The sequence below is a fragment of the Pseudomonas psychrophila HA-4 genome, assembly GCF_000282975.1.
Taxonomy (GTDB): Bacteria; Pseudomonadota; Gammaproteobacteria; order Pseudomonadales; family Pseudomonadaceae; genus Aquipseudomonas; species Aquipseudomonas psychrophila_A.
On the sequence record NZ_ALJC01000018.1, the window covers coordinates 118,195 to 133,649 of the forward strand.

Annotated in this window: 14 protein-coding genes; 9 read left to right on the forward strand and 5 right to left on the reverse strand. The window is 54.3% G+C overall.

The features are described 5' to 3' along the window. Positions 1-44: 44 nt before the first annotated feature. Entirely contained in the window at positions 45-374 is a 330-nt protein-coding gene (locus B347_RS0102335) for a hypothetical protein (protein WP_026013941.1), read from the forward strand. A gap of 85 nt (positions 375-459) precedes the next feature. Further along, the gene (locus B347_RS0102340) at positions 460-945 is read left to right on the forward strand and encodes a GNAT family N-acetyltransferase (RefSeq protein ID WP_019408104.1); all 486 of its coding nucleotides are present in this window, start codon (positions 460-462) and stop codon (positions 943-945) included. Positions 946-1,073: 128 nt separating this feature from the next. On the opposite strand, the gene B347_RS0102345 is transcribed toward B347_RS0102340, so the two are convergent. Then, on the reverse strand, positions 1,074-2,816 hold the full coding sequence (locus tag B347_RS0102345) for a phosphoethanolamine transferase CptA (protein ID WP_019408105.1): 1,743 nt from the start codon (positions 2,814-2,816) through the stop codon (positions 1,074-1,076). 356 nt (positions 2,817-3,172) lie between these two features. On the opposite strand from B347_RS0102345, the gene gnd reads away from it, so the two are divergent. From gnd to nudC, 5 genes are all read left to right on the forward strand, one after another. Beyond that, positions 3,173-4,153, forward strand: a complete 981-nt coding sequence (gene gnd, locus B347_RS0102350) for a phosphogluconate dehydrogenase (NAD(+)-dependent, decarboxylating) (protein WP_019408106.1) — start codon at positions 3,173-3,175, stop codon at positions 4,151-4,153. Further along, complete coding sequence (gene zwf / locus B347_RS0102355; protein WP_019408107.1) at positions 4,150-5,673, forward strand: glucose-6-phosphate dehydrogenase; 1,524 nt, start codon at positions 4,150-4,152, stop codon at positions 5,671-5,673. Before gnd ends, zwf begins: the two co-directional genes overlap by 4 nt. Next, on the forward strand, positions 5,670-6,491 hold the full coding sequence (locus B347_RS0102360) for a Cof-type HAD-IIB family hydrolase (protein WP_019408108.1): 822 nt from the start codon (positions 5,670-5,672) through the stop codon (positions 6,489-6,491). Before zwf ends, B347_RS0102360 begins: the two co-directional genes overlap by 4 nt. A 124-nt stretch (positions 6,492-6,615) precedes the next feature. Further along, positions 6,616-7,428, forward strand: a complete 813-nt coding sequence (locus tag B347_RS0102365) for a crotonase/enoyl-CoA hydratase family protein (protein ID WP_019408109.1) — start codon at positions 6,616-6,618, stop codon at positions 7,426-7,428. A 43-nt stretch (positions 7,429-7,471) separates the two neighbouring features. Then, positions 7,472-8,302, forward strand: a complete 831-nt coding sequence (nudC, locus tag B347_RS0102370; protein ID WP_019408110.1) for an NAD(+) diphosphatase — start codon at positions 7,472-7,474, stop codon at positions 8,300-8,302. Here the strand turns inward: nudC and B347_RS0102375 are convergent. Continuing rightward, a complete protein-coding gene (locus B347_RS0102375) occupies positions 8,270-9,049 on the reverse strand; it encodes a TSUP family transporter (protein ID WP_019408111.1) in 780 nt (259 codons plus the stop codon). The genes nudC and B347_RS0102375 overlap by 33 nt on opposite strands. A 357-nt stretch (positions 9,050-9,406) precedes the next feature. Then, entirely contained in the window at positions 9,407-10,516 is a 1,110-nt protein-coding gene (locus tag B347_RS0102380; protein ID WP_019408112.1) for a sigma-54 interaction domain-containing protein, read from the reverse strand. 334 nt (positions 10,517-10,850) lie between these two features. On the opposite strand from B347_RS0102380, the gene B347_RS0102385 reads away from it, so the two are divergent. Both B347_RS0102385 and B347_RS0102390 read left to right on the forward strand, forming a co-directional pair. Continuing rightward, positions 10,851-12,020, forward strand: a complete 1,170-nt coding sequence (locus tag B347_RS0102385) for a cysteine desulfurase family protein (RefSeq protein WP_019408113.1) — start codon at positions 10,851-10,853, stop codon at positions 12,018-12,020. A gap of 56 nt (positions 12,021-12,076) precedes the next feature. Then, positions 12,077-13,897: an aminopeptidase P family protein gene (locus B347_RS0102390; protein ID WP_019408114.1), complete on the forward strand. Its 1,821-nt coding sequence runs from the start codon at positions 12,077-12,079 to the stop codon at positions 13,895-13,897. Positions 13,898-13,945: 48 nt separating this feature from the next. On the opposite strand, the gene B347_RS0102395 is transcribed toward B347_RS0102390, so the two are convergent. Beyond that, the gene (locus B347_RS0102395) at positions 13,946-14,227 is read right to left on the reverse strand and encodes a hypothetical protein (protein ID WP_026013942.1); all 282 of its coding nucleotides are present in this window, start codon (positions 14,225-14,227) and stop codon (positions 13,946-13,948) included. A 164-nt stretch (positions 14,228-14,391) separates the two neighbouring features. Beyond that, positions 14,392-15,279 (reverse strand): threonine/homoserine exporter RhtA, encoded by an 888-nt coding sequence (rhtA, locus tag B347_RS0102400; RefSeq protein ID WP_019408116.1) that lies wholly within the window; start codon positions 15,277-15,279, stop codon positions 14,392-14,394. Positions 15,280-15,455: the final 176 nt, after the last annotated feature.

The window sequence follows — 15,455 nt, forward strand, 5'->3', positions numbered from 1 at the left end:
CTTAAAAGTTCTCACAAAAAACTTTTGACGATGGTTCAACCACTATGCCGACTAAATCCCTACGAATATTGATCGCCGACGCTGATGCTGATCAGGCGCTAAAAGTAGAAAGAGCGCTTAATCATGCGGGGTATTTCCGAGTGGCACCTTTGCACAGTCTTGAAGCACTGACGGGGTTGGGGGACGCGCAAGCTGGTGAGTTTGATTTGCTGTTGATCAGCCAGAAAATGGTGGAGGGTGCGTCTGTCGATGCGGGCCAGTACCACAGGGACAATGCGCCGTTTCGCCATATCCGGATTTATCGAGACGCTGATGTGCTGGTGACTCAAATTGATCTGTTGATGCAAAGCATTGATCCTTTGAGTCACACCTGAGGTGAACACTTGTCTGCGCCACCTCGAGCAGGCTAAGTTGTTACAAACGAATAACAATGGCCTGAGTCATCGAGGAATACACGCAATGTCGGAAGTTGTAATCGTGCAAGCAAACTATACGGACCCGGTTCATGCCCAAGCACTGAGAGACGTATTGAACCATTACGCTAAAGACCCAATGGGTGGCGGTGAAGCGTTATCTGCCCAAGTACTGGAGCCGCTCCCTGGTGAGTTGGCCAAGCGTGCACATGCGTTTAGCGTACTGGCTTTTGTGAATGGCGAGGCTGCGGGCCTGGTTAACTGCTTTGAAGGCTTTTCAACCTTTGCCGGCCAGCCGTTGATCAATGTGCATGACGTTTCAGTGGTCGATACCTATCGCGGCCTGGGTTTGAGCCAGAAAATGCTGGATAAGGTTGAAGCGATTGCCCGCGAGCGAGGTTGCTGCAAGATCACCCTCGAAGTACTTGAAGGCAACCCGGTGGCTCAAAGTTCTTATCGCAAGTTCGGGTTTAGCGAAGGCCAACTGGATCCAGCACACGGACGCATGCTGTTCTGGAATAAGAGCCTGTAACAGGCCCAATCCCGTTCACTTAAGCGAAAGCGGACCCTCTAGGAGCGAGCGTGTTCGCGGTCTTTTGATTGTTTAAAAGACCGCGATCTCGCTCCTTTAGTTGGCCGTGTTTGGCGTACCAGTAGTTTTTACTGAATGACCACCTTTTGCGGTGCCGCACCTTTAGGTTTGATCAAGCTGAAGTCGATCAAGGCTTTTTGCGGGCGCGAGTAGGGATCCCCGATCAATTGCGGACGTGCCACAAACTGGTCACTGATTAGACTCTTCTTGTCATCCAGTTCGTTAGCACTCAACCCGGCCAGGTCTGCCCACGTGTGGATGAACTGTGAACTGCTATAAGGGCGCCCCAAGTCGCTGGCGAAATCCCACGTATGGCTTTCGCGCCACTTGGGTGAGGCCCACGCGATAAATGGAATGGTGTACATCGGTGCTGTCGGCTTGGCTTCGTTGCGGCCCAGTGTGTTGTGGCCGGCAGAGTCGAACACGTCTTCACCATGGTCAGATAAGTACAGCAGAAAGCCGTTAGGGTCGGTTTTGGCGAAGTCCTTGATCAGGCTCGATACCACGAAATCGTTGTACAGCACGGCATTGTCGTAGCTGTTGTAGGTTGGCACCTGGTCATCGGTCAGCCCGGCCGGAGCCCCGGTGCGGTCCTTGAACGTGTCAAAAGTTGGCGGGTAACGGTACTGGTAGCTCATGTGAGTGCCGAGCAGGTGAATCACGATCAATTTGCGTGGCGCGCTGTCAGCCAAAATTTTATTGAATGGCGCCAGTACGTCGCCGTCGTATTGGCGAGCGTTCTGGTTGCGGTTGTTGTTGAGGTAAACCTGCTGGTCTGCCTGCTCGGAGAACGTGGTGAGCATGGTGTTGCGTTTAGTCATGGTTTGCTGGTTGGTGACCCAGAAGGTTTTGTAGCCGGCTTGTTTCATCACGCTGACCAGCGATGGCGTGCTGAGGTACAAATCCGGGTGCTCTTCGTCAGCAAACGTCAGCACTTGTTGCAGGGCTTCGATGGTGTACGGACGTGGTGTGACGACGTTGTCGAAGATGGCCAGTTGGTCGCGCAATTTGTCTAGGTTAGGCGTGGTTTCACGCGGGTAGCCATAGAGGCTCATGCGCTGACGGTTAGTGGACTCACCGATAACCAGAACCAGGGTAGTGGGCTTGCCAGCTTCTTGATCTTTGAGGTTGGTCAGGGGCGGGATTTTGCTGGCGCTGGCGAGCATGCCTTGCATGCTGTCCAACTGCTGCAAATAGCGGCGGTAGGCGACTACCATCTGCCACGGCACGGCGGGTTCAACCCGGCTTTCAAAGCTTTCAAGGGCCGAGGCGAAGGTGTCGTGTTTAACGGTTTGTTTAATCAGCGGGTAGCCGACCACGGCGATCAGAATCGCCATTGCTGCGGTCCAAGCTTGAGCGCGGGGCAGGTACACCGGGCGCAGGCGGGTCCAGAGGAACACAGCGAAAGCCGTATGGGCAAGGAACGCCAGGACCATCCACCAGGCAAAGTATTGAGTCATGTACTCGCCGGCTTCAGAGGTGTTCGACTCGAACATGATGAAGATGACGCTTTGCGAGAACTCTTGTTGGTAGATAAAGAAGTAGCCAAGGCTGGCCATGGAACAGGCCCACAGCACCACCCCAATCACTGCCGCCATGATTCGGGTTCTGGCTGGGAATAGCAGCATAGGTGCTAGCCAGAGGGCGCTCATTACAAACGCTTGGCGAAAACCTGAGAAACCGGAGGTGCCTGTGAGCTGTATCAGCAGCTGGGTGATGCCGGAAAAGTACCAGAAGAACAGAAAAAGCCAGCCCAATCCTGCCCAGTCGAATCCCTTCGCCGACGTGTTACTGCGTTTAACCAACCCCATACCGCTCTCCAACGACAACAACTGAATGGTTGCGCCGCCGTAGCCGGCGCAACACGTGATGGCTGCCTGGAAATAAAGCAGCCACAAAGCGTTTAATTGTCACAATTGTGTTGTGAAAACTTTGTCGCAGGTGAAGCAAGGGCCGATTTGCAGGGCGTGTTACTCAGGTGAATGTGTACTTTTTTGTAGTCTGGAGGCTCTCGTCCGTCTGCTGAGCGTATTCAGTCGGGAATCTGTCCTACTGCTTGTGCGAAACTATGCGCCATGCGCTAGGACTAATCCTGAGCCAAGCACCTTAAGCACTGCTGATCTAAGGTGCTGTACACCTATTTATTTGTCGTTGGGAGCAACAGTACATGCAGTTGGGAATTATTGGATTGGGCCGTATGGGCGGTAACATCGCACGGCGTCTGATGCTCAATGGGCATACAACCGTGGTTTTTGACCGCAATACCGACTTTGTCAGTGCTTTGGAACAGGACGGCGCCATGGGCGTTGTCGACTTGCCTGCGCTGGTTGCTGGCCTGGCCAAGCCTCGCGCTGTGTGGGTCATGCTGCCATCGGGCGCGCCGACCGAAGACACTATCGACACCCTGAGCCAACTGCTCGACGCCGATGACATCATCATTGATGGCGGCAACACCTTCTATAAAGACGATATTCGTCGTTCGAAAGCGCTGGCTGAAAAAGGCATTCGTTATGTCGACGTCGGCACATCGGGCGGTGTTTGGGGCCTGGAGCGTGGCTACTGCATGATGATCGGCGGTGACACCGAGGTGGTTAAACACTTGGACCCGTTGTTCGCTGCATTGGCTCCGGGCCTGGGCAATATTCCTCGCACCAAGGACCGTGTGTCTGATGATGATCGCGCAGAGCGCGGTTACATCCATGCGGGTCCCGCGGGCGCAGGGCACTTCGTCAAGATGGTGCACAACGGTATTGAGTACGGCTTGATGCAGGCTTACGCCGAAGGCTTCAACCTGATGAAAATGAAAGGTGGTGAAAACCTGCCTGAAGAACAACGTTTTGACTTAAATCTGGGCGATATTGCTGAAGTGTGGCGTCGTGGCAGCGTGGTTTCGTCCTGGTTGCTGGACTTGACTGCCGATGCGCTGGCCACTGATGCGCCGCTGGACGGTTACTCGGGTGCGGTGGCAGACAGCGGTGAAGGCCGTTGGACCATTGAAGCCGCCATGGAGCAATCGACACCAGTGCCTGTTTTGTCGAATGCCTTGTTTGCCCGCTACAGCTCACGCCAGCAAAGCCTGTATGGCGACAAATTGTTGTCGGCCATGCGCTTTGGTTTTGGCGGCCACGTGGAGACGCCTAAGAAATGACCGAACTGTCCAGCAAATCCAACGTTAAACCTGCGCCCCCGACCACACTGTTTTTGTTTGGGGCTCATGGTGATCTGGTAAAGCGCTTGTTAATGCCGGCGCTGTACAACTTGAGTCGGGACGGTTTGCTGGACGATGGTTTACGTATTGTGGGGGTTGACCACAATGCGATCAGTGATGAGGGCTTTGCTAAAAAACTAGAGGACTTCATTCGCACGGAGGCCGCCAGCAAAGTCGATCATCCTGATGGTCAAGGCTTGAACGCCGATTTATGGACCCGCTTGGCGAAGAACATCAGTTACGTACAGGGCGACTTTCTCGACGACAGGACCTATTCGGCGCTGGAGCAGAAGATTGTCGCCAGTAACTCGGGTAACGCGGTGTTCTACTTGGCGACAGCCCCGCGCTTTTTCAGCGAAGTGGTGCAGCGGCTAGGTGCCAGCGGGTTGCTTAAAGAAACCCCGGATGCGTTTCGCCGGGTGGTGATTGAAAAACCTTTTGGCTCGGACATCGAAACCGCGCAAGCGTTGAACGCATGCCTGTTGAGTGTCATGAGCGAGAAGCAGATTTACCGGATTGACCATTATCTGGGCAAAGAAACCGTGCAGAACATTTTGGTGAGCCGGTTCTCCAACGGGTTGTTCGAATCCTTCTGGAATAATCATTACATCGACCACGTACAGATCACGGCGGCGGAAACCGTCGGGGTCGAGACCCGTGGCAGCTTTTACGAACACACCGGCGCCTTGCGCGACATGTTGCCCAATCACCTGTTTCAGCTATTGGCGATGGTAGCGATGGAGCCCCCCGCTGCTTTTGGCGCCGATGCGGTGCGTGGTGAAAAAGCCAAGGTCATTGGTGCGATTCGCCCTTGGTCGCTGGAAGATGCACACAAGAACTCGGTTCGTGGTCAGTACACGGCGGGCGAGTCAGCCGGTAAACCTGTTGCCGGTTACCGTGAAGAGAACAATGTGGCCGCTGACAGCACGACCGAGACCTTTGTGGCGCTCAAGGTGATGATCGACAACTGGCGTTGGGTCGGCGTGCCGTTTTATCTGCGCACCGGCAAGCGCATGAGTGCGCGTGACACTGAAATCGCTATCTGCTTCAAGCCGGCACCTTATGCGCAATTTCGCGACACGGAAGTAGAGCGTTTAAAACCCAACTATCTGCGTATCCAGATCCAGCCCAACGAAGGCATGTGGTTTGACCTGCAGGCTAAACGTCCGGGGCCGGGGTTGCATATGGCCAATATCGAGCTGGGGTTTGCCTACAAGGACTTCTTCGAAATGCAGCCCTCAACGGGCTATGAAACGCTGATTTATGACTGCCTGACGGGTGATCAAACCTTGTTTCAGCGGGCCGATAACATCGAAAACGGCTGGCGCGGCGTGCAGCCATTTCTAGATGCGTGGCGCGAGCGCGCGGATGTTCATCCCTACAAAGCCGGAGAAGACGGACCCGAGGCGGCCCAAGACCTGCTGGCTCGTGATGGCCGCGTGTGGCTGAGCATAGGATGAATACGGTGAAGCAAGGCGCGATTGAATTGGTCCTGTGTGACATGGATGGCACCTTGCTGATGCCTGATCACAGCATCAGCCCTCGCAATTTTGCGGCGGTGAAGGCGTTGCAGGCGATAGGTGTACATTTCACCTTGGCCACTGGCCGCCCGCCAAGAGGTATGCGCGATCAGGTCAAGCAGTTGGGGATTGAACTGCCAACGGCAGCCTTTAATGGTGGAGTGTTGGTAAGTGCCGACGGCAGTTATTTGCAATCGCATCGCTTGCCGTATGAGGCCGTGCGCAAAACCCTGGAAGTGCTGGCTCACCACTCAGAAGTCGAAGTGTGGGTATTTGCCGACGATGAGTGGCTGTTGCGTGACCCGCATGGCCCCATGGTGGCTCAGGAGCAGAACTCGTTGGGTTACGCCCCTCGTGTAGTACTGGATTTTGAGCAGTATGGGCAGCGTGTCGACAAGATTGTCGCGACCTGCCGCAATGTATCGTTGCTGGCTGAGCTTGAGCATCAGTTACAGCGCGCATTTAACGACCAGGCGTTGGCCAGTCGCTCGCAAGCACACTACCTGGATGTGACGGCCCCTCGGGCGAACAAAGGTGATGCGCTGGTCACGCTGGCGAATCTTTTAGGGGTGCCGCTGGAGCGCACGATGGTCATTGGTGATGGCGGCAATGATCCTGCGATGTTCCACCGTGCAGGGCTTTCGGTGGCAATGGGGCAGGCTAGCCAAGAGGTGCGCCAGCAGGCGATGCAGGTCACCAGCAGCAACCTCGAAGACGGTGTTGCACAAGCCATAGAGCGTTACGTCCTGAAACGTTGATGGGCGTTTTGATAGGTCATTTTGTCCGGTTTTTGGCGTTATCGCGGCCTGCCTGTGGCGCATGGTGCTTGTTATAGTCGGCCGCTCATTGACCGCTAGCAGCGCCCTCTAAAGGATTCAGGTTATGTCCGACTACCAGGCTTTTAAGGTTGAGTTAAACGACAGCATCGCCCACGTGATCATCAATCGACCGGAAAAGGTCAATGCGATGAATGCGGCGTTCTGGACTGAGATCATCGAGATTTTTCAGTGGGTCGACGAAACCGATGCCGTGCGGGTGGTGGTCATCAGCGGTGCAGGCAAGCACTTTTCGGCAGGCATTGACCTGATGTTACTGGCTTCAGTGGCCAATGAGCTGGGCAAGGATGTCGGACGTAACGCACGTCTGCTGCGGCGCAAAATCTTGCAAATGCAGGCCTCCTTCAATGCAGTTGATCAGTGCCGAAAGCCGGTTTTGGCGGCGATCCAGGGTTACTGCATTGGCGGTGCCATTGATCTGATCGCAGCCTGTGACATGCGCTATGCCGCCGAGGATGCGCAGTTTTCAATCAAGGAAATCGATATGGGCATGGCGGCCGATGTCGGTACTTTGCAACGTTTGCCGCGCATTATTGGGGATGGCATGCTTCGCGAGCTGGCTTACACCGGACGCATGGTTGCCGCCGAAGAAGCGCGTAGCATTGGCCTGGTCAACCGGGTCTACAGTGATCATGAGCGCCTGCTGGAAGGGGTTATGGCCATTGCGGGTGAAATTGCCAGCAAATCGCCGATTGCGATCGGTGGTACTAAACAGATGATCAGTTACATGCGCGATCATCGCGTTGACGATGGCCTTGAATATGTTGCCACTTGGAATGCGGCCATGCTGCAATCCACTGACATGCGCTTGGCAATGGCGGCGCACATGAGTAAACAAACGCCTGAATTTAAGGATTGACGCGGTCGCCGCGTCGCACCTCAACTTGACCTGGGATGTTGTGATGACCTCGCGTTGGACTACGGCAGTACTCGATACCGATCTTCCTGGTGGCTTGGCAGTGGTACGCGGCTCGGAGGGTTTTTTAGTCGATGACAAGGGTCCGCTGTTTCCCCGCGAATGGCTAAAACGCCAAGAACTGCCGGTACTCGCCGAGCACGGCATTGGCCATCTGGACGGCGAGCCGGTGTACCTGCTGGAGCTGGAGGGCACTGCTCAGGTTGAGGGTTGTCATTGGCAGGGGTTGCGGGCGTTTATGCTGCAAGGCGATCACACCCTGTACAAGGTGTTGGGCTACGCCGCGCAAATTGGCACGTGGGCACGTGAGCATCGTTTCTGCGGTAACTGTGGGCGGGCGATGACGCAGGTGCCGAGGGAGCGCGCGATGTACTGTGCGCCTTGCGACTTGCGCAGTTATCCGCGTATTTCTCCGAGCATGATTGTGTTGATTACCCGGGGCGATGAAGTGTTGCTGGCACGCTCGCCACGTTTTGTGACGGGTGTTTACAGCACGCTGGCGGGCTTTGCAGAGCCAGGTGAGTCGGCTGAAGACTGCTTGATTCGTGAGGTGCACGAAGAAGTGCAAGTGGATGTCAAAAATATTGAGTACGTAGGCAGCCAATGCTGGCCGTTTCCGCATTCAATGATGTTGGGCTTTCATGCGGAATATGCGGGGGGCGAGATCGTGCCCCAAGCCGATGAGATTGAAGATGCGCAGTGGTTCAGCATTCACAATCTGCCGCCGTTGCCAGCGTCGCGCTCGATTGCGCGCTATCTCATCGACCTGTATGTGGCGCGGCGCTTAGGCCATGTCGAACCAGTGTTGCCAGGCTAGGCGTACTGTCAGCCCCAATACCACGGTGATAAATACCGGACGAATGAATTTGGCCCCGCCGCTGATTGCGCTGCGGGCGCCAAAGAATGCGCCGATCATGACCGCAAAACCCATGGTCAAGCCGATGATCCAGTCCACGTGCCCCGAAAAGACAAAGACGGACAATGCTGCGATGTTGCTGACGAAGTTCATGCTGCGGGCCACGCCGCTGGCTTTCACGAGGTCAATGGGGTAAAGCAGCATGCTGCTGACGGTCCAGAACGCACCGGTTCCTGGCCCTGCCACACCATCATAGAAGCCCAGGCCAAACCCCTGCGGCAGCTGCCATTTTTTCTTGATGGGAGCGTCATTGTCGATTGGGGTTTTCGGGGTACCACCAAAAAGTAGGTATAAGCCGCACCCGAAAACGATGACGGGCAACATTTTGTTGAGCCATTCAGCAGGCATGTAGTGCGCCGTAACGGCGCCAATCAGCCCTCCTGCCAAGGTGCCGAAAATGGCCAGTTTCCATTCGCGGGGGTGAAACAGCTTGCGCTTGTAGAAGGTGAAGCTGGCGGTGGCTGCACCAAAGGTTGAACTGAGTTTGTTGGTGCCCAGTACCAGATGCGGTGGCAGCCCAGCGGTCAGCAGGGCGGGGGTGGTGAGCAAGCCGCCACCGCCGGCAATGGCATCGATAAAACCGGCGACAAATGCAACGGCGGCCAGTATGGCGAGGGTGGTCAAATCTACGCTGAGTTCAAAAGGCATGGGGTCGGCTTACTTCGGCAGGACGTACAGCGCAGATGCGCAGAAGGACGTCATCTTACCCATAACAGTGAGCAGCGGCGACAGACACATGCAGTGCTGGCAAGTGTTGCCTCGCCGCTAGTGTGTCAACAGGAAAGAACTCATTTTGACAGTGCGTTGGTTTCCTGATCCATGAGATAGAGCGCTTGGCGGGTTGGGACGTTTGCTGCTTTGGTTAATTCAGGTAATAACGTCGGGTGCACGCCAATGAGTCAGCAAGCTATCAAACGTGCCCCCGTAAGCTGGCTGTCTGGAGGAGGTTTTGGTCGTTTGAGACAGCATCGAGCAGCAGCCGTCCTCAGGCCGCTGCTGCTGTTACTAGAGCGATTGTTGCAAATAGGGGGAGGAAGATTCTGTCTCTGCGCGGCGTGTATTGACGGACAGTGCTCCGAGTTTAATCAGACGTGTACGCGTGACGTTTCGGCTCAGGCCAAGGAGTTTGGCCGTGTGTACCTGGTTGTAATGACAAAACTCGTAGGCCGCTCTCAAAAGGCTATCTTCGACTGTTTCATGCAGCGCGCCCGGTTCTTCCTCGAACAGTTTTCGAAACGCACGTTGCAGCAGGTCCTGAGTGCTGTCTTGCGAGTGAGAGTGTGAGCGCTCCGGTACGTCTTGACGTCTGATGCGTGTCTGCGACAGACGCAGGTCTTGCACGGTGATGGTCTGATTGCGGCACAGCAACAGGCTGTGATGCACGACGTTTTCCAGTTCGCGAATGTTGCCCTGCCATGGGTGTTGCTTGAGCACTTCTTCTGCGCAAGCGCTCAGTGCTGTTGGCCCGTGTTGCAGGCGTTGGCGATAGGTGTGAAGAAAATGTCTGGCCAGCGGTAGGATGTCTCCTGGTCGCTCGCGCAAGGGACGCAGCACGAGGCTGACAACGTTTAGACGGTAATAGAGGTCTTCTCGAAAGTGCCCGGCGTCAATCGCTTGCTCAAGATTTACGTTGGTCGCGGCAAGTACGCGAACATTGATCGGTGTACTTTTGCGTGAGCCCAGCCTCACGACTTCTTGTTCTTGCAGAACGCGCAGCAGTTTCACTTGTATGGGGAGCGGTAAATCGCCGATTTCATCCAGAAACAGGGTCCCGCCATCTGCCTCTTCAAACCAGCCGGCCTTGGCTGCTAATGCGCCGGTGAAGGCGCCTTTCTCATGACCGAACAATTCGGCTTCGACCAGTGACTCGGCAAATGCTCCGCAGTTAACGGCTACGAAAGGTTGCTTATGACGATGGCTGAGTTGGTGAATATGTCGAGCGACCAACTCCTTTCCGGTGCCCGTTTCGCCAATGATTAAAACGCTGGCGTCGCTGGGCGCTATTTGTTGCAGGTGTGTTAGCAACGCCTTGGACACAGGATCTTCAAACACTTGGGCCGTGGCCCTAATTGAGGTCGCAAGCGCCGGAGTGGCGGGTAAGGTTAACAGCTGCAATTGACAGCTCCTTTATATCGGGGGGCTCTGCCCACAAAAGGAAAGCCGAAGGGGACTTTATAAGGGGATTTGTTTATTCCGTAAACTAACGTAATTCCATATTTATATATCCTTATGGCATATCAGACTTGCGCAAGACCCTACTTTTAGCGCTTCATAAGGCTATGGATTTGCGATTGGCCGAATTTGGGAACGTTCCTACGTCTTTTCTTGACGCCGCCCCTTTTGCCTGCCTGATCAATCGGTTATTTCTAATCGCCACCTTTTCATGTGGCTTCACTCTTCTGCTATCAAGCAATGCCTGATTCCGGAACTCGCTCAGTGGGTTTGCACAATGAATAAACGACCTCTTTATTTCGATTACGCCGCTACCACGCCTGTGGACGATCGCGTCATTCAGGTGATGGTCGATTGCTTGGGGTTTGAAGGTAATTTTGGTAACCCAGCTTCGGGCTCCCATGCATTTGGTCAGCAGGCCCGACAGTCGGTAGAACTGGCGCGTGAGCAGGTTGCGCAGTTGATCAATGCCAGTGCGGAGCAAATTATCTGGACCTCAGGGGCAACCGAGTCCAATAACCTGGCGTTGAAAGGCGTTGCTCAAGCCAGTCGTGAGTCACGTGGGCACATCATCACCAGTCAAATCGAGCACAAGGCGGTACTGGACACTGCGTATTTTCTGCAGCAATCAGGCTTTGATGTGACGTTTCTAGCGCCGGACAAAGATGGGCTTGTGAGTGCTGCAAAAGTCAGTGCGGCCTTGCGCGAGGACACGCTGCTGGTATCGCTGATGCTGGTCAATAATGAACTTGGGACGGTGAATGACATCCCAGGTATCGGCCGCGTGGTGCGCGAGCACGGCGCATTGTTTCATGTGGATGCGGCGCAAGGTGCGGGTAAGGTGGCTATCGATCTGGCGGAGTGGGCAGTGGACCTTATGTCCTTCTCGGGGCACAAGATTTACGGCCCCAAAGGAATTGGCGCTTTGTATGTAGGACCGCGTGCACGGGATCGTTTGCAGGCGCAGATTCATGGTGGCGGACATGAATCCGGATTGCGCTCCGGTACGTTGGCTACTCACCAGATTGCAGGCATGGGAGCTGCTTTTGCCATTGCTAGTCAGTCATTTGATCAGGAGTTGGCGCACATTCAGGGGTTGCGCCAGCGTTTGCTTAAGCAGTTGGCTGATGTGCCGGGGTTGCAGTGTAATGGTTGTCCGACACATAGAATTCCTCATACGTTGAGCCTCACGTTCACAGAGGGGCATTTCAACAGTTCGGCGTTGAGCTCGGTTCTGGCATATTCGGCCACTTCTGCGTGTAACTCCGCGAGCAAGGCGCCTTCGCATGTGTTGCTGGCATTAGGTCATGATGCGGAAAAAGCGGGTCGAACCATCCGCCTGAGTCTTGGGCGTTTTACCCGTGAGGAGGATATAGATGCTGCGGCAAGCGCTATTAAGGGCGCAGTCGCTGCGCCTGCACCTTTTTGGGCAGTTGCCCAGTCTTGATGGGTGATCCATCATCCGTCACGAAGAATAAATTACCGTGACCAGCAGGAGAGAGGATGAGCAGTCAGTCGTTGAATCAAGAATCGGTGGTGCAGCGCTTGGCGCGCACCCGCGCATTGATGGAGCAGAACGGTATCTATGCGTTGTTGGTTCCATCGGCCGATCCCCATCTCTCAGAATACTTGCCTGCTTATTGGCAGGGCCGGCAATGGCTATCGGGTTTCCATGGTTCAGTGGGCACGTTGATTGTGACGCCCACCTTTGCAGGTGTATGGGCTGATAGCCGTTACTGGGAACAGGCTGACAAAGAACTCGCCGATAGCACCATTGAATTGGTTAAGTTGCAGCCCGGTCAGCCAGGTCCTCTGGATTGGCTGGCTGAACAGTCGCCTGTCGGAGCGACTGTTTCTGTTGATGGTGCTGTCTTTGCGTTGGCTTCTGCTCGCACTCTGGAGAGCAAGCTTAAAGAGCGCGGTGCCATTTTGCGCACGGATATCGACGTGTTGAATCTGGTGTGGGTAGATCGTCCTGTGCTTCCGACCCAACCGGTCTATGAGCATTTACCACCGCAGGCGACAGTGAGCCGTGTAGAAAAATTTGCAAAATTGCGCGAAACGCTCAAGCAGCGCAACGCCGATGCGCATTTCATCGCTACCCTAGACGACATTGCTTGGTTGTTTAACCTGCGCGGCTCGGATGTCTCTTTTAACCCAGTATTTGTTTCATTTGCCTTGATTGAGTCTGAGCAAGCCACTTTGTTTGTTGACGTGAACAAAGTCAGTCCTGAGTTGCAAGAGAGGCTCCTGCATGATGGCGTCAAGTTGCGAGATTACGCTGAGATCAATCCTGCGCTGGCTTCTTTGTCTGTAAACACTCGGCTTCTGATTGATCCTGCGCGTGTAACGTGTGGCTTGCTCAATCACTTGAGCCCTGAAGTAACGTTTGTTGAAGGCTTGAACCCAACAACGCTGGCGAAGTCGCAAAAAAGTCTTGATGACGTATTTCATATCCGCCAAGCCATGGAGCAGGATGGTGCGGCTCTCTGCGAGTTCTTTGCTTGGTTGGAATCAGTCTTGGGGCGAGAGCGCGTCACGGAACTGACCATTGATGAGCAGTTGACCGCTGCTCGTGCTCGTCGCCCAGGTTTTGTATCGCTGAGTTTTAACACCATCGCGGCTTTTAATGCCAATGGTGCGATGCCGCATTACCACGCAACCAAGCAAGAACATGCTGTGATCGAGGGTGATGGATTATTGCTTATTGATTCCGGCGGTCAGTATCTGGGTGGTACGACTGACATCACGCGCATGGTTCCTATCGGCACTCCAACACATGAGCAAAAGCGTGACTGCACCCGTGTGCTTAAAGGTGTGATTGCGTTGTCCAGAGCGCAGTTTCCCAAAGGTATTTTATCGCCTTTGCTGGACTCAATTGCTCGTGCGCCTATTTGGGCTGAGAGTGTTGATTACGGGCACGGGACAGGGCACGGCGTGGGGTATTTTCTAAATGTGCACGAAGGGCCGCAGGTTATTGCATACCAGGCTGCGGTAGCACCTCATACCGCGATGCATCCAGGGATGATTACTTCAATCGAGCCTGGGACATACCGGTCAGGCCGCTGGGGTGTGCGAATTGAGAACTTGGTGTTGAATCGTGAGGCTGGCACTTCGGAGTTTGGAACGTTTTTGAAGTTTGAAACCCTGACGTTGTGCCCGATTGATACGCGCTGCTTGGAGCAGTCATTGCTGACGAGTGAAGAGCTGCAATGGTTTGATACGTATCACGCGCAGGTTCGTGAGCGTTTGAGCCCGCTGCTTGAAGGTGAGGCTCTGAAGTGGTTGCAAGCCCGAACAGCCCCGCTGTCAACCATGGCCTGAGGACGTTCCGTCACGCAGCGGGCCCGGTCGGTTGCGTGATAGGAGGGGCTACTTGCAGATGATGATCATACTGCGACTGGTGTAACCAGCAGGGTTCAGTCCGAAGGGATAGTCACCCGGCTCTTCGGCACCATCCCCCGATTTGGCAATCAATCGATATCCTTTGTCTCCACAAGACTTTGCCGCTTCGGCGTTGCACTTGTTCCAAGATGACGACAATCCAGAGCAGTTGATATGCAAGCCTCGTTTACCGTGCTTGACGGTTGTTTCGGAGGTTGCAGCGCAGCCAGATACAGCGAGCACGGCCAAAACTACCAAAAATCGTTTCATTCCTGTCCTTAAGCGGTTACGTCTAATTTGCAAGGTGCGGGTGCCGATTGATTATCCATAGGGTCCTTTGGATCTCCTTGTCCTGAATCGCCTTAAGTCACTCATTCAGAGTGCAAACATCTCCTAAATGAGAGTCAATTACCAGAACTGTGTCAAATCAATGGCTATTTATTAGTATTGGCGGGTTTTGAGTGGCCTCGCATCGTCATGGTTGCGCCTACGGAAGCCATGATAATGCAGAGAATAGCCATCCATTGTGTGAAAGATAAAACTTCATGCAAAAACAGCAGCCCCGAAAATGCCCCGAAGGCGGGCTCAATACTCATGAGTGTGCCGAATGTTCGGGTAGGTATGCGCGTCAGTGCAATCATCTCTAACGTGTAGGGCAGGGCGGTCGATAAAATGGCGACGCCAATGGCGATCGGGATCAGGCTGGGTGTCAATAAAGCGCTGCCCGCGTGGACTATGCCAATAGGGGCGATAAAAAGTGCTGCAATCATCACGCCCAGGGCCGCGGTTTGAACACCGTTGTCTGCTCCGGCTTTTTGTCCAAAGAGGATGTACAGTGCCCAGCACACACCTGCGCCTAGTGCGTAACTTGCTCCGACAAGATCAATGCCTTGGACGCTTTCTCCGATAGGTATGAGCAGTAATAGTCCTGTAATTGCCAGCGCTATCCAGACAAAGTCGATTGCTCTGCGTGAGGAGTAAATGGCGACTGCCAGAGGGCCTGTGAATTCCAGTGCTACGGCAATACCCAATGGGACGCTGCGCAGTGACATATAGAAGAGGAAGTTCATGCCGCCTAGTGCTATCCCATAGACAATCACGGTCTTCAGGGATTTTGCTGTGAGCTTGGCTCTCCAAGGACGCAGTATTAGCAACATGATGATGCTGGCAAATATCAGGCGCAGGGCTGTAGTGCCTTGAGCACCGACAATGGGGAACATGCTTTTGGCGAGTGATGCGCCTGACTGGATTGAGGCCATGGCGATAAGCAACAAACCAACAGGTAATAGCGTCGATGCGAGGCTATGAGGGAGCTTTGTCATTGCGGTGTGTGCCTGGGCGATGAAAGTTTAGAGGTCAGGCATCATGCTTAAGTTATCGGCTGTGTGCAATATAGTGCGCAATAGTAGTTAAATCCTTCTTTTATATAGCAGTCTTCAATTAGCCCTTGACTAAGATTTTCAACGGCCTATAATTCGCCCCACTTCCGGCGCAGTCG